This is a genomic window from Flavobacterium macacae (genome assembly GCF_003865365.1).
Lineage (GTDB): Bacteria > Bacteroidota > Bacteroidia > Flavobacteriales > Flavobacteriaceae > Flavobacterium > Flavobacterium macacae.
The window spans coordinates 34,870-49,658 of record NZ_RQVR01000004.1; the positions used below are offsets into that span (position 1 = coordinate 34,870).

19 protein-coding genes are annotated in these 14,789 nt (G+C 31.6%); 2 read left to right on the top strand and 17 right to left on the bottom strand.

The window, feature by feature from the left end:
* The 17 genes from EG849_RS04670 to EG849_RS04750 all read right to left on the bottom strand — a co-directional run bounded on the left by EG849_RS04670 (position 1) and on the right by EG849_RS04750 (position 12,601).
* Positions 1-612 (bottom strand): hypothetical protein, encoded by a 612-nt coding sequence (locus EG849_RS04670; protein WP_125011927.1) that lies wholly within the window; start codon positions 610-612, stop codon positions 1-3.
* A gap of 2 nt (positions 613-614) precedes the next feature.
* Positions 615-1,202, bottom strand: a complete 588-nt coding sequence (locus EG849_RS04675; protein WP_125011928.1) for a hypothetical protein — start codon at positions 1,200-1,202, stop codon at positions 615-617.
* Between the two features lie 30 nt (positions 1,203-1,232).
* Positions 1,233-2,123 carry a hypothetical protein gene (locus EG849_RS04680; protein WP_125011929.1) on the bottom strand — a complete coding sequence of 297 codons (891 nt, stop codon included), beginning with the start codon at positions 2,121-2,123 and terminating at the stop codon, positions 1,233-1,235.
* A gap of 75 nt (positions 2,124-2,198) precedes the next feature.
* Complete coding sequence (locus EG849_RS04685; protein ID WP_125011930.1) at positions 2,199-3,350, bottom strand: leucine-rich repeat domain-containing protein; 1,152 nt, start codon at positions 3,348-3,350, stop codon at positions 2,199-2,201.
* Positions 3,340-3,840: a hypothetical protein gene (locus EG849_RS04690; protein WP_125011931.1), complete on the bottom strand. Its 501-nt coding sequence runs from the start codon at positions 3,838-3,840 to the stop codon at positions 3,340-3,342. Before EG849_RS04690 ends, EG849_RS04685 begins: the two co-directional genes overlap by 11 nt.
* Entirely contained in the window at positions 3,830-4,333 is a 504-nt protein-coding gene (locus EG849_RS04695) for a hypothetical protein (protein WP_125011932.1), read from the bottom strand. The genes EG849_RS04690 and EG849_RS04695 overlap by 11 nt, the downstream gene beginning before the upstream one ends.
* Positions 4,323-4,649, bottom strand: a complete 327-nt coding sequence (locus EG849_RS04700) for a hypothetical protein (protein WP_125011933.1) — start codon at positions 4,647-4,649, stop codon at positions 4,323-4,325. Before EG849_RS04700 ends, EG849_RS04695 begins: the two co-directional genes overlap by 11 nt.
* A gap of 149 nt (positions 4,650-4,798) precedes the next feature.
* The gene (locus tag EG849_RS04705) at positions 4,799-5,347 is read right to left on the bottom strand and encodes a hypothetical protein (RefSeq protein WP_125011934.1); all 549 of its coding nucleotides are present in this window, start codon (positions 5,345-5,347) and stop codon (positions 4,799-4,801) included.
* Positions 5,337-5,915, bottom strand: a complete 579-nt coding sequence (locus tag EG849_RS04710; RefSeq protein ID WP_125011935.1) for a hypothetical protein — start codon at positions 5,913-5,915, stop codon at positions 5,337-5,339. Before EG849_RS04710 ends, EG849_RS04705 begins: the two co-directional genes overlap by 11 nt.
* A complete protein-coding gene (locus EG849_RS04715; protein ID WP_125011936.1) occupies positions 5,912-6,634 on the bottom strand; it encodes a hypothetical protein in 723 nt (240 codons plus the stop codon). The genes EG849_RS04710 and EG849_RS04715 overlap by 4 nt, the downstream gene beginning before the upstream one ends.
* Positions 6,635-6,638: 4 nt before the next feature.
* Positions 6,639-7,202 carry a hypothetical protein gene (locus EG849_RS04720; RefSeq protein WP_125011937.1) on the bottom strand — a complete coding sequence of 188 codons (564 nt, stop codon included), beginning with the start codon at positions 7,200-7,202 and terminating at the stop codon, positions 6,639-6,641.
* A 10-nt stretch (positions 7,203-7,212) separates the two neighbouring features.
* The gene (locus EG849_RS04725) at positions 7,213-8,265 is read right to left on the bottom strand and encodes a hypothetical protein (RefSeq protein WP_125011938.1); all 1,053 of its coding nucleotides are present in this window, start codon (positions 8,263-8,265) and stop codon (positions 7,213-7,215) included.
* Between the two features lie 37 nt (positions 8,266-8,302).
* A complete protein-coding gene (locus EG849_RS04730; RefSeq protein ID WP_125011939.1) occupies positions 8,303-8,887 on the bottom strand; it encodes a hypothetical protein in 585 nt (194 codons plus the stop codon).
* Positions 8,884-9,390 carry a hypothetical protein gene (locus EG849_RS04735; protein ID WP_125011940.1) on the bottom strand — a complete coding sequence of 169 codons (507 nt, stop codon included), beginning with the start codon at positions 9,388-9,390 and terminating at the stop codon, positions 8,884-8,886. Before EG849_RS04735 ends, EG849_RS04730 begins: the two co-directional genes overlap by 4 nt.
* A complete protein-coding gene (locus tag EG849_RS04740; RefSeq protein WP_125011941.1) occupies positions 9,387-9,929 on the bottom strand; it encodes a hypothetical protein in 543 nt (180 codons plus the stop codon). Before EG849_RS04740 ends, EG849_RS04735 begins: the two co-directional genes overlap by 4 nt.
* Positions 9,930-10,215: 286 nt before the next feature.
* Complete coding sequence (locus EG849_RS04745; protein WP_125011942.1) at positions 10,216-11,196, bottom strand: alpha/beta hydrolase family protein; 981 nt, start codon at positions 11,194-11,196, stop codon at positions 10,216-10,218.
* Position 11,197: 1 nt separating this feature from the next.
* Positions 11,198-12,601 carry a DUF4932 domain-containing protein gene (locus tag EG849_RS04750; protein ID WP_125011943.1) on the bottom strand — a complete coding sequence of 468 codons (1,404 nt, stop codon included), beginning with the start codon at positions 12,599-12,601 and terminating at the stop codon, positions 11,198-11,200.
* Positions 12,602-12,719: 118 nt separating this feature from the next.
* Here EG849_RS04750 and EG849_RS04755 point away from each other — a divergent pair, with 118 nt between their 5' ends.
* The gene (locus tag EG849_RS04755; RefSeq protein ID WP_125011944.1) at positions 12,720-13,394 is read left to right on the top strand and encodes a TetR/AcrR family transcriptional regulator; all 675 of its coding nucleotides are present in this window, start codon (positions 12,720-12,722) and stop codon (positions 13,392-13,394) included.
* A gap of 123 nt (positions 13,395-13,517) precedes the next feature.
* Positions 13,518-14,726 carry a retropepsin-like aspartic protease gene (locus EG849_RS04760; protein ID WP_125011945.1) on the top strand — a complete coding sequence of 403 codons (1,209 nt, stop codon included), beginning with the start codon at positions 13,518-13,520 and terminating at the stop codon, positions 14,724-14,726.
* Positions 14,727-14,789 lie beyond the last annotated feature (63 nt).

Sequence of the window (14,789 nt, forward strand, 5' to 3'; positions counted from 1 at the left end):
TTAAATTGGTATTATTGGTTCTGCATTTTTATAATATTCAAATCCCTGCCATGTGAAATTATATGGATTATTACCGACTCCGATCTCGTTTGGTAATATAATATGATGATCAGTGTCAACAACATTGTTAGGGTCGAGCACGGTAAGTTTTTCGAAGTTTCCGGTCAAATCATCGTAGATAAATTCATATGTGATATTATTTTGTTCATCAAAATATGATTTTTCAAAATAGACTAACTGACTTGTTAATGGATCTAATGCCCTGTAATATATTGGATAAGGAGAGCCGTCATTATATACCTCAATATGCTTTTCTATTAACTCGTTCTTTAAATTATATGTTTCTTTATCATACCTTCTGTATATACCACTAATTACTTCATTTTTGAAAAATGAAATTGTGAAATTTGAGTACTTCTGTCTGATTTGATTTGGATTTTCACTATGATCTAGATAATAATTGATATGCACTAGTTTTTGTTTATCAAATACCTCCTCAAATTTCAATTTATTATTAATGAGTGTTTGTTTGATATATTCATTTATAACTGAAGCTTGGTTTGCTGTAATAGATTCAGCGAAGCCATTTAAATATTTAGTTGTTGTTGCCATAATTAAACAGGTATTATCGGTTCTGCGTTTTTATAGTATTCAAATCCTTCCCAGGTAAATTTTATGTCAGGTTTGCCAATATCCCAGCCAAATATATCCCCTTGTGGATCTTGGTAATTATGAATCATAAAGCAACTGCCATCTTCATTATACTCAAATACGTATTTCAATTCCCCGGTTTCGTAATAATTTTTATCGGTTTCGGTACTGATTTGAGATAATTGTCCGTCTACTAATTTGTATTTTGTAAAGCATATACACTCGCCATTACTGTTTTCAACACTTACATTTTTATCCGTTTCAATTCCATCTTTATGATTTTTGTACTCTGTTATTTTAAAAGAATTTTCAAAATATTCATAGACGATGGTAGCATTTATTTCATTCTTTAAAATATCCGTTATTTCATACTGACTATAAGCATAATAAAGCGTTTGATATAGTTGATCGTCCTGATAACGCTTTTCAAAAATTATTTTTTCATTAATAAAAAACAATTCTGAATGATAGTTTTCACCGTAAGGCAGTTTTTTATTTTTGACAGAAATTTCTTTGTCATTCTTTATTAAAAAATCTGGAATTCTATTCATAATAATTTGGTATGTTTTCTCAATCTGTTACTATTTCTCATAATAAATTATTATCAAATCTTTTTCGGTAATGGGTTGATAGGTATTTACTTCTGCTCCTACAATGTTTTTGTTTCGTAGCTTCTTAAATCTGAATTTCTCTTTTTTGATAATATCAACAGCCTGAACGTATTTTTCTTTTTTGTAATCAACACCAAGCAGCATAATTCCCTCCAATGCCAACAGGTTGACTTTGCTGTCATAATCAATTCCATTATTGTAATTGTTCAGATAATCAGTTACCGCTTTTTCTTTGGATGAAATTTCTATAATTTCCGGTCTTCCCAATCCGCAAGTGCCAAAGGTTTGAATGTATTTATTCTCTGTTGGATGTTTTTGGTCGTATTCAAACTTGCCCAATAGTAATTCGGTTTTGGTTTTGCTGTTTACGGAATTTGAGTTTAGTACAGCAAATAAATTGATCTGGTTTTCTATCAAATAGATTCTTTCATTTTTTGATACCTGAAAATGCTGAAACAAATCCTGCGTTTTATCTTCTGAAAAAATAGCATTCCAGATAGAATCTTTTTCCTCTTTACTTAAAACATAAGTGTTTTTATAGATTGGCGGAATAGATGATTTTGGTTCTGGGTATTTACCATTCAAAGTTGAAATGATATTGATGAAAGAATCTTTTGCAACCACAAGCGAATCCTGCCCGAAAGCGAAATTTGATAAACTATCCGAAGAAGCCTTCAGATTTAAAATAGTTTTTCCATAGTTCGGACAACAAGGACAATCTGTCTGACAACAGATATGACTGTGTGCACAATCACGTGAAGACAAACGAAATTTATCCTCAAAACTTATTGAATCATTCTGCCCGAAAGCAAAATGAGATATGAAAAGAAGAATAAAAAATGTGAATAGTTTTTGTTTCATTTGGGGGTTAATATTTGTGATATTTATTTAATGCTTTTCCTTAAAGCTGATAGAATTACTCTGTACTAATCATTTTTAATAAGCATGATAATTCAGCTCTTTCACATCAAGATTGTTTGAATTTCTGTAGAATGATATTGATTCTTCAGGAACCAAAACAGTAACAGCTTTTGTGCGTCCTGCAAAAATGCCCATTTGAATATCTACTGGTTTTATGGATAAGATTTTTAGTGTTTTCAGGGCATCGCATTGTACAAAAGCGGACATTCCAATTGTAGTTACATTTTCAGGCAAAGTAATTTCTGTTAGCTTTTTACATCTAAAAAATGCCCAAGGCTCAATTTTAGTAACGCTTTTTTCTATCATAACTTCTGATTTTGTTTCCGGACATTTTATCAAAATCGTTTTATCATAATTGTACAAAATACCATCAACAGATGAAAAATGTTGGTTGTGTTCATCTACAATGAACGACTCTATTGCATCGCAGCCATTGAATGCTGATAGTCCTATCCATTCAACATTGGCAGGAATATGAAAAACTTTGAGTGCGGAACAGTTGACAAAAGCGTGGTGAGGAATGCTATTAACAGCATCAGGTAAATCCATTTTCGTTATGTTTTTATTGCCCTCAAATGATTCGGTAACGAACGATGTAACAGAATCAGGAAATTCATAAAAAGCTCTTGTATCTGGAAGCTTGATAAGGGTTTTTATTTCCTTATCGTATAACACACCATCCAAAGAAGTAAAGTGCTGATTATTTTTATCCACTTCTATGGAAGTTAGGCGCTCACAACCTGAAAAAGCATACTGACCGATGAAAGCAACGTTTTCGGTAATATTAATTGATTTAAGTAGTTTGCAATTGGTAAAAGCAGTTGCATCTATCTGTGTTACAGATACAGGAATATTTATATCTTTTAATGCTTTACAATCTTCAAATGCTCTTTGCCGTATGGTATGAATGGTATTGGGCAGTTTAACAGAAAGAAGCCCGGAAGATTCATTGAAAGCTGCGTAACCTATTTCCTCAACAGTATATTCCTGGTTTTGGTAGGTTATCTTTTCAGGAATGCTTATATGTCCTTCATAATTCCCTTGTATTACTACAGCTTTGGCGTTTGGCATCAGTTGATAACTGATCTTATCTATTTCTATCGTCTGCCCGAAAGCAAAATGCGATAGAGAGATAAAGCAAAGGATTATGAATAGTTTAGTTTTCATTTTTATGTTCAATTTTTATGAGTTCGTTGATTGAGGTTCGGGAACCATAATAAAATCCTTTTCCTATATAATCTACTTCAAAAGCTCCGTCCTCTTTGTTTCTGTATATATGCACGTTAGGCGTATTAAAAGAGAACATAATTTTCTTATTGAAATCATATTTTATATATGGCAGTGATGATGAAACAAGATAAAACATATAAATTTTATCCTCTTTTTGAGAACTAAAAATAATTGTAGGAAAAGACGGAGCTGCCCACCATTTGTGATCCGCTTTCAATATTAAAGAATTTGAAGACGTGTCAGTTTCAAAATGTATTTCGTTGAATTTACTGCGATCCGTTTGAGAATAGAATACTTCAATATGCTCAACAGAAATATCCCTATCAAAAGTTATTTTTAGATTTATTAATCCACCATCATTAGTCTGCCCGAAAGCAAAATACGATAGAGAGACAAGAATAAGGATTATGTATAGTTTATTCTGCATTATTCATTTCAATTTTTATGAGTTCATTGATTGAGGTTCGGGAACCAAAATAAAATCCTTTTCCTATATAATCTACTTCAAAAGCTCCATCCTCCTTGTTTCTGTATATATGCACGTTAGGCGTATTAAAAGAGAATAGAATTTTCTTGTTGAATTTATCTTCTACATAAGGTGGCGAATATGATGAAACGAGATAAAACATAAAAGTTTTGTCTTTCTGCGGATAACTAAAAACAATTATTGGAAATGAAGGAGCAGCCCACCAATGATGATAACCTTTAATATTCAAAGTGTTATCGGTATTTTCTTTAGTGTAGTACATATTTTTAAAATCACTGCCATCATCTTTTACGTAGTACACGTCAATATCCTTTATTGAAATTTCCTTATCAAAAGCTATTTTGAGGTTTATTGTTCCGCTGCCGTTAGTCTGCCCGAAAGCGAAATGCGATAAGGAAATAAGGAAAAGAATTATGGATAGTTTAGTTTTCATAGCTATATGTTTTGAAAAAAGAATGAGTCCTATTGAATTTTGCTTTTTGCTTACCTGCTTTAAATTTTTTGAAAATGATTTCTGTATAAGACTCTTCTACAGGTTTTTCGGTGTGCATTAATTCAATTTCGTTCGTCTTTTTGTTTTTTCTGTAAATAATCGTTCTTAATCCGTTCTGATGAATTGCAGAACAAGGTCTGCTAAATTGTTGTGTCAAAACAAGTTTATTTCTATTGCCGATTTGAACAAACTCACTATCATTAGGAATTCCTAATAAGCTGAAATCTTGAACATAATATTCTAAATCTATTTTCACAAAATCCTAATCTTCAATAAAAAAACGATATTCATATTTTATCGTATCTACTTGTTCCAAAGCTATACGATAACGACAAACCGGTCCCTGCCCGAAAGCAAAATGCGACAGAGAAATAAGGAAAAGGATTATGTATAGTTTCAGGTTCATTATTTTGGATTGATTTTTATAAAAGTATTGTTAGCAGTAATAACTCCGAGTATTTCCGGAGATATTTGAATTAATGGTACTTGTGCTACCTTGTACACTCTTTTATTGTTTTCCCATTTAAAATCTACTTTGATAAAATAGGGATGGTTTGAGTTGGTAAAGAGAATTTCCTTATCCATATCATCCTTCAGAAATGTTTCCGTTTCGCTGATAAGATAAAACAATCGGTAGGTTTCAACTTTTTCGTTTGAACCATTTAAAGGTTTGTCTTCTTTGAATGAGAAAATTAGGGTTGGGAAATAATTTCCTGCACCTGCAATAGAATGGTTTACTCCGTTAAATATGATTTCGTTCTCCTCGTTTGTTTCATAGTTAATTGAAGTAATCCTATTGGCACTATATTCCGTATAAAAGATTTGAAGCTGCTCAACCGGTATGCTATTATCAAATTTGACTTTGAAATTAAAAGTATGACTGTCTCCTCGCTGTCCGAAAGCAAAATGCGAAAGGGAAAGGAGGAAAAGGATTATAGATAGTTTAGTTTTCATCTTGTAATTCTAATTTAACGAGTTTGTTTTTCGGTCTCGGTTCATATTCGTTTTCTCTTAGTTTGTGTATTGATTTATCTGCTTTTACTTGAATGATTTCATAAGGAGGCGTTTCTATTAAACGAACTTTACCTTCTTTTTTAAGTATTGGCACCAAGAAATGATTTAGGTCAATCAATCCCAAATCATATTGTTGTCTTCCTGCTGTTGATTGAACACATTCAAAATAAACAGGAATTAATTTTTCAGTGCCATTAAATATTACGTTTATATAAATCTCAGGGCATTTATATTTACGATAGTAATATGCTCCGAACGTCATAAAAATAGCACGAAAAGTAAATTCTTTACTAATAGTATCATAGTATATACTTACCTCTACATTTTCAGATTGAGTATATTCTTCTTCTACCAAGAAGTCTATTTTTTCAACTTTAGTGCCTGTTTTCTCAATACTGTCATTGATTTTGAATTTCACTTCACAATCATACGAAGCCAGTCTTTGCCCGAAAGCAAAATGCGAAAGGGAAAGGAGGAAAAGGAATGTGAGTAGTTTAGTTTTTATCATTTTTCAGTTTCTTTAATATAATTAATGAGTCTTTTTGATGGTTCGGTTCTGTTATAATCAAAACCCGAATCATAGTGTACATCTGGAGAAAACCGTAGTAGTTCTTTGTCATTTACTTTATATAGTAAATTCAATGCTTCGTCATTTAATCCTTTCTTGAATTTAATTTGTGCTAACCTTAGTCTTGATGCGTGGATAAACCTTAACCTATCATCTTGAATTTTTAAGTCTTCAATAAACGCAAAAATACGCTCCGCTTTTTCGGTTTCATTAATTGCCTGAAGCCACTTGGCTTCTGCGTACTTTACTTCTAAATTTTCTAATGAAATGGTATCATTCAGCTCGATATTTAATAGCTCAAAGCCTTTGGCTACCTTTTTAAAAAAATCGGGTTGCCTGGAATAGTTGAATGATCCGAGTAATTCCCATTCGTTATCCGTTTTTTTATTATAATCAGCTTGTTTCAAATTAATTGGATGTACAACAAAATCAATACTATACCTGTCAATATCTATCCCCTCTTTATCCAGATAGCCCATTGTAATTATAAGAAGTGATGCTTTGAATTTCGCAGGATCAATCTCATCTAATGTGTGATTTTCTATGTATTCGATAGCAGGATAAAATTCTACGTACATAAAATACTCCTCGGGTCCAATGCGTTGAGCATTCACGTTGAGGAAAGAGCATATCGAAATTAAAAGTATCAGATTTTTCATTGTTTTATTTTGATGGGTTAACCTTTATTAATTTATTGCTGATGGACATTTCATAAACAGGTAAAAAATAATGTGGCTTATTTGATATATCATATCGTATTTTCCCATTGACATTTTCATATCGAATGATGATGTTAGGATTTTCATTAGAAAATATCAGTTTCTCCCGAAAATCTTCATCAGCCGTACTAAATCCTGCTCTTGAAATAACTAAATAATACAAGTTCTGGATTTCTGCTTCTTCTTTTTCTATTTTTGTTAAACCCTCAAAATGGGAATCATAAATCTTTTTTCCCTTATGAGAAAATACAATAACAGGCATACCCGCTCCCACAACGTAATGATGATGTCCCGAAATTTCAATAGTATTTCTTAAACTATCCGGTTTGAAACTTATTCTTTCTACATTATTATTTAAGGCTTGGTAATAATACACTTCAATTTCTTCAACAGGAATATCATCTTCAAATGCGACACTGATGAAAAAATCACTTGAAGCAGAAGCCTGCCCGAAAGCCACACCCGAAAAGAGTATAAAGGCAATAATTATGTATAGTTTTTGTGTCATTTTTGTTATATTACTCAATGGTTTTGAACGTAAGGTTTTTATAATTGGGGTATTTCTTTTTATTGATTACAAAATCAATGGCATTTGCACAAATACCAATGCTTGGATTACACAGGGGCTCTCTTTTTTTATTATAGTTAATGTAAACGGTATCATTAATCATTTTTGCCGATACTCTTTCTGTTTCGGGAACATCTCCGCAACAATTTCCTCTCCAATAGCCAAGCCGTATGGTTGCGGTATTGTCTTTTTCCTGCCAGCCTTTTAATGCAGGCTTGTCATAGCTGTCTTTTGAGCGTTCAAAATAGAAATCAAATGAATCGAAATTTATTGTAGCGGGCAGATATATTTTAGGTGACTGGTCAAAATCTTTCAAATGGTCGTTGTCCTTAAATCGTAATGCTTCTGCTATTGCTTTTATTGCAGGCAACTTCTCTTGTAAAGGCAAAGCAGATAAGGAGTAATTCATACAACCCGAAGCGTAATAAAATCCTGTATAGATACTAAAACGTGCATTCAAACTGTCTAAAGCATCCCAGGTTTCACGGCTATGCTTCTCATCATAATGTGGAATACAATCAACATAATAATACTTTTTACTCCCTACGAGTTCTACTTTTTTGTAATTGAATTTGAACGGTTGAATTTCCAATGCCCGGCTTATACTATGTACCGTGTAACTTGCATTTTCTCTTTTTATATGATAGAATTTGTTTTGGTTGTAAGGGTCTAAACGTAGACCAGGCGTTCTTTTTTCTTCTTCACTTATTCTATCATAATACTCCCAATCACTTGTAATTAAAATGATTTCATTTTGCTCGCTCAAAAATGATTTTCTGTCAAAAAATAATTCAAGAGGAATACGCCTGTCGTGATTAACGATAACTATCGGTTCTTTTTGAGGTTTGATTAGAATATCTATCAGGAAATCTGTGCCGTCTGTGGTTACATATTGATGATGAATAGGTATCACATCATTAAACACCGTATCACGGATGCTCTGCCCGAAAGCTGTTCCCGATAAGAGTATAGTTGATATAAGTATGTATAGTTTTTGTTTCATTGTAAAATTAGTTTTCAATAAAACAGTTACATTTATTTTACTTCAATTGAAGTAACTGCTGTACTGTCTTGGTTATTTCTTTTATATAATGTTCAGTATTAAAATTTTCGGTTTTTTCATATTCTAAAGTTTGATTATTCCTAATCTGCCATTCATAAGTATTTTTTACCCAGTCAAGAAAATAAATCTTGTTATAAAAGAAGTCGGTACTTACTTCTACACGATCAGAATATCTGTCTTTTACTCTTATAGCTCTTACTTTTTCAACAAGAACGGGAGTGTTGTTTTTTAAATAAACCGATATACTTTCGTGTCCTTCCAGGTTTCCGTATGTGGATAGCTCGTTTTTCTTTTTGTCAAATACAAAATCACAATCATTGCAGTAATTTATCAATACCGTTTTTCCATTCTTTTTAAACACGGTAATTGTTACATTCTTTTCAGTAAAACCGTATTTTGCTTTTATATTGTCGGATACGATATGACTTTTTAAAGTGGAGTCACTTTTAATTTTGTATGATTCCTGTTTTATTTGCTCAACAGTTATGGGTACTTTTTGAGCATTTAAAACCACGCTCGAAAAGAATAAAAAAGAAAGTAGAATGTATAGTTTGTGAATCATTGTCCGGATTTTTTAGTTTGTTGTTTCACGTAAGCATATATTTCTTCAAAACCTATGGTCTGCCTCAATATAACAGGACAGGGATAGTGTCCTTGCGACGTTTCATTTGATGTTATTAATTCGTTGTCTTTAAAATATTGACTTCCTGTTACATACAGAGTACCACAGGAGGAATGGTTATTGTCATAAATAGAATAGCTCTTGTAAATCATTGCTCCCTTTTCAAAATAATAAGATACAGAAGAAGTATTTTCTACAGAGGTAATCATCACAACATCATCGCCGCTTAAATAGGCAACTATTTTTTGTCTGGATTTATCTTTCCTGATCTTAGTGGGGTTTACTTTCACTTTTTTGAATGAGGCATTTTTTAATCCATTCATTATGTTTAGGATTATGCCATCAATCCTTTTTATCTCCAAAGAATCAATTACCTTTTCCTGCCCGAAAACCACTCCCGATAAGAGGATAAAAGAAATCAGTATGGATAGTTTTTGCTTCATTTCTTGTTGTTTAAATTGTCAGCGTGTTTTTGTGCAATTGCATAAACCTCTTTAAAAGTATTATATAGCCAATCTGTTGCAATTGAGGAACTATAGCAAAAATCATTTGTATTGGTTCCCAATAATGTATCTTCCTTGTAATACAGTTTGTTTTCTATATCAATACAACCACAAGAACCCATTCTGCTACAATTTGTATATTTTTCATTTATATAAATCAATGAGCCTTTTATAAAAAAATCTCTAAGCCCGTTAGGCTCACTCTTTACTGTAATTCTGAAGGGGACTTCAGCTATTGACACTCTTACTATTTCTTTATCTTTTAAATAAACCTTTATGTTGTAAAGTTGCTCTTTACCAAAGTAGTTTGAAAGTGTAATACTGTCAATCGTTATTTTTTGAAGCGTACTGTCAGATAATGTTGTATTGACAGTACTTTCAATCCTCTTTATTTCCAAAGAATCAACAACCTTTTCCTGTCCGAAAGCCATTCCAGACAAGAGGATAAAAGAAATTAATATAAATAGTTTGTGCTTCATTGGTTTATATTTTAGCGGTTAAAGTAGGCAGAACCTTTTTATTTTTCGGGCACACTTGGTAAAGTATGCGTTTCACTGGGTAAACTGATTACTAAAACTTCTGGTATGATTTATTCCCTATATACATAGATGACAAAATCACATAAATGGTTGGAAATCATCGAGTTTTTCATCCTGTGCATCTCAAAAACAATACCAGAATACTGTACCTGACAGGTTCAATCAATTTTGGATATTCCTTAGACTCAAAAAGTTAAAGAAGGTAAAATGTCCTATTATACTTTCCCTACTCATTAAACCATTTCATTATTTTCTCGATAACCATTTTCCAACCGTCAATTTCGGGTTTGTCTAAAATTCTAAAAGAGTGGTCTGCATCTTCTATAAGTTCTAACTCTACGTTTCTACCTTTTGTTAGCAAACTTATATAAGCAATCGTAGCCGTTTCTGGAAAAACAGCTTTATCAGCCGTTCCTTGTACCAATAAAATTTTTCCGTTATAATTTGTTAATTCATCAATTACAGAAGTTGTCAACATACTAGACCATCTTAAATAGGTAAACCCCCAAAATTTCTTTTCAGTACTCTTAGGGTCAGCCAAAATATCTTTCCATCTGTTTGTAAGATACTGAAGACGTTGTTCGGAAGTGGGCATATTATGTTCTTTTGTATTGAAAAAAGTACCGTCTTCTGCCAGTTTATATAAACTGTAAAGTTGAGAAGCTCCTTCTCCCGCCATAATTACAACATTGGAAACTTGATCTTTCATTAAATTAGCTACTCGTGCTGCTACAATACCACCTTCTGAATGACCGGCAACTAGTATTTTAGTTTTATCTATTTTTTTATTTTCTAAGACATAGTTTATAGCATCGATAATTGAATTACTTCGACTTTCAAGAGAAAAACTTTCTTGAAACGCTTTAGTTTCTTCTGTTTGCAAGTAATTTACACCAGGTTTTTCTACTATTAGAATTCTATAGTTTGCCTTACCAACATCTGCCCAGATAGAGTGTCCGGAAGTTGGAATTATTTTTCCGTTTCTTTCATTAAATAATGAATTCCAACCAGAACCTTGGATATAAACTACTAAAGGCAAATTCTCTTTTTGTTTATTTACTGATAAATAGAATGTGAGTGTGCTGTTTGAGGTTTTTAATTCATATTTATCATAAGGCTGATTAGGTAAAGATTCAATTTTTGCTTTTTGTCCGAATGTATTTCCTGCAATAAGCAGGATAAATACGATTATTAATAGTTTTTTCATTTTACTTTGTCTTGAATTTTATTTCGTAATCCTTTATTGAAATCCCTTCAGGCGATTTGAAAGACAATCCGGTTAGGACAAATTCATAATTTTTATTTTCTTTCAATTCCCATTCGATGGTAACTGATTTTTTGTCTTCTGAATAGGTTATTTTCTTAAAATCAGGAAAAGCATCTTCATCTTCTCCGTAATTTATAGAATGTCCTTTTCCTAATAATGGTTTATCAAAGTTGATTGTAATTTTATTTAATGAGTGTTTTACTTTTTGCTCTCCATTTTTAAATTCGTTAATTGAAACGATTTTCGGTCTTTTTTTATCGAAATTTTCATTGTAAAGGTCAATTCTACTTGCGTATGTGTCATAAGTTTTTATCAAATTAGGCATATAGCTTTCTAATGTGGGATATTTATTTCTCTTTTGGTCAAAGCGTTCAAGTTCTGCAAGAAGTTCTTCAATCCATAAAAAACCACGATTGAGTTGTTTGTTTATTTCGGTTTTAATTTCTACCTCGCTGAAATTATGGTCTTTCATATATTTTATAACTGCTGTTCGTACTAAAGCCTCGTTTAGCATAGTTTCCCAATTGCCATACGCTTGGTTCTGCATTTCATTTTCAACGGCTTTGTATAAAATTTCTCCGTTTTTTCTGAAAGGTTCGGGATTTTTCTCTAACAAATAATTTACAAAAGAGTGATTAAATTCGTGAAGTAAAGTAGGAAAATAGCTATCAATCGTAAAGTCTGCCATTCCCAGACTGTCTGTTTTCCAAGTTCCCATTATTGCATAAACTTCTCTTTTTCCATTAGAAAAATCAATAGCAGGTCCGTAATTTCCTCCACCATTTCCAAGTCCGTTTATAATTACAAACTTTTCATTAGGTTCTTTTCCGTAAAATTTTGTGTACCAATTCAAATCAAGATGTTCATAAACAGGAAGAAATCTTGTACTAATGTCTGAATATAATTTTTCATTTTCTTTGAAAAATTGTTTTGAGTTAGATTCTTTGTAGAATTTCTTTAGTAATCTTACAAATTCATTTGCGTTGTCTTTTCCCCAACGTTCATCAGGAATTTTGTCTGTAAATTCGACTAATGGATTTAACTGATTGTCGAGATGAATTGCCATACTCATAACAGCATCGTATCCGACACCGTTCTCATTTCTAAGCGTTTTTATAAACTCGATAAGTTCGTGATTTTTATATGGCGTATAATGATTTTCTATTTTGTCGGTATAGAGCTTAAATCTTTTTGAACTATATTCTTCACTTTCTGCAAGACGAAAAACGATACTTAAAATTTCAATTCGTTCATCAACTTTGGGTTTGTCTAATGTATTTGTTTTTTGCCCAAATGTATTTCCTGTTACAAGCAGGATAAATACGATTATTAATAATTGTTTCATATTAGTATTTCAATTTTATATCACACACAAAGGAAATAATTTATAAACAAATAAACAATATTATTTCACTTCAATGTGATAAATTGATACATTTGTAGTGATGAATATTACATTGACTATGGCAAAAAAAAGTAAAGAAGCTACCAATACAGAGAAAACAAGAAAAGTAACTTCGGGTCCTGTAAGAGAAAAAGCCCGTACGATGAATAAGCTGATAATAGCTGTTGGCAAAGTGATACAAAAAAAGGGATATGCAGGACTGAATATTGCCAATATATGTAAAGAAGCAGGATTGGATAGACGGTTAGTATATACCTATTTCGGCAGTCTGGATAATTTGGTAGAAACTTATATCAATCAAAAAGATTACTGGAAATCAGATGCCCAAGAACAAATCAGTACTTTATTGGTAAAAGAAACACCTCTTAGTAGTGAAGAAATCACCCAATTACTACAAGGTCAATTTGAAGCTGTTTTAAAAGATAAAGCCCTACAAAAAATCATCCATTGGGAATTAGGCGAGAAAAATAAAGTACTACGAAAAATATCAGATGGTAGAGAACGTTTGGGGGAAGAACTATTCAACCTCTGCGAACCTTCTTTTAAAAAGACAGATATAGATATTCGTGCAATGTTGGCGTTGCAAATAGGTGGATTGTATTATTTATCACTTCACGCAAAATCAAACGGTAGTTTATTTTGCGGTATAGACATCAATCAGCCCGATGGAAAAGAACGCATCAGTAAAGCATTAAAAAAAGTAGTGGAATTATGTTATAAGGAAACGGAGTAACAAAAACTAACTAAATACGGTGATAAATCATCTACCGTATTCGTTTTACCTTTTAGTAAATCAAAACGGAATTAATTATTCGTAAATTACCATAATTAATTCCCTTTTTTAATTTTTAGCTTAATGAAAAAATATAAATATTTTGTAATCGTATTGGTTGTTTTATTATTCTGTACCATATCTTCATATGGGCAAAATGCAGTTAGTGCAAACCAGGGATATGTTGAACAACAAAAATATTTCACAACGATTCCTTACAAACAAATTAAAGAGAAAATTATAATAGAAGTTGTTATTGATAATAAGGTTAGAAAATTTATTTTAGACACTGGTGCATCAACAGTTATTTCTGAAAATTTATATAAAGAATTAAATCCGAAATTATTAGGAACAGTAGAAGTTATTGACCAATCAGGTTTAAAAGACAACTTAAATGTAGTGTCATTGTCTGAGATAAAACTTAACGAAATTATTTTTAAAGAGATTCCTGCTTTGGTATCAAAAGAAGCTAAAATGCTTTTTGAATGTTTTGGCGTCGATGGTCTTATAGGAAGTAATTTACTTCGTAATTCGGTAGTACAGTTTGATTCCAAAAACAAAACTATTACAATGTCTGACAACCCTAAATCATTAAATTTAAAAAAGAAAGATGCAAATGAAATGGAATTGAGCCCTAATCAGAGTAACCCTTTTGTTTGGATAAAGCTTAAAAAAGGAAAATCTTTTGCTAATGAAAAAATTTTATTTGATACGGGTGATGATGGTTTGTATCTAATGTCTATTAATGCTTACAAGCATATCATTGGTGAAAAGTTAGATGTATTTCAAACTCTTGCCGAAAGCGAAGGTGCTTTTTCAGCAGGCTTACACGGTACAGCAGAAAAAATGACCAATTATGTTGTTAACGTTCCAATGTTAGAACTAAATAACCTTATTTTAAATAATGTTACGGCAAAAACAACTTATACATATTCAAGATTTGGTTCAGAAATTCTGAAATATGGAAAAGTAACATTAGACTATAAAAATAAAAAGTTTTACATAGAATCTTATGAAAGTATCTCAGAAATAAATTTAGATAAAGGAACTTGGGCAATTGACCTTATTCTGGAAAACGAAAAAGCAGTAGTAGGAATTATTTGGGATAAAACGCTGGAAAACAAAATAAATGTTGGGGACGAAATTTTAAAGTTTGATAACATTGATTATCAAAATATGGATTTCTGTGAGATAATAAAATCTAATACTAAAGTTGATAAAAAAACAGCATTACTTGTATTGAAAGATATTAAAACAGGAGAAATCAAGAATGTTGAAATCAACAAATTGTAAAAGTGACTTTTACTTTTTCTCTGAGTTGTATAACTTACAGAAAAAAAAGAAGATGCTATATAT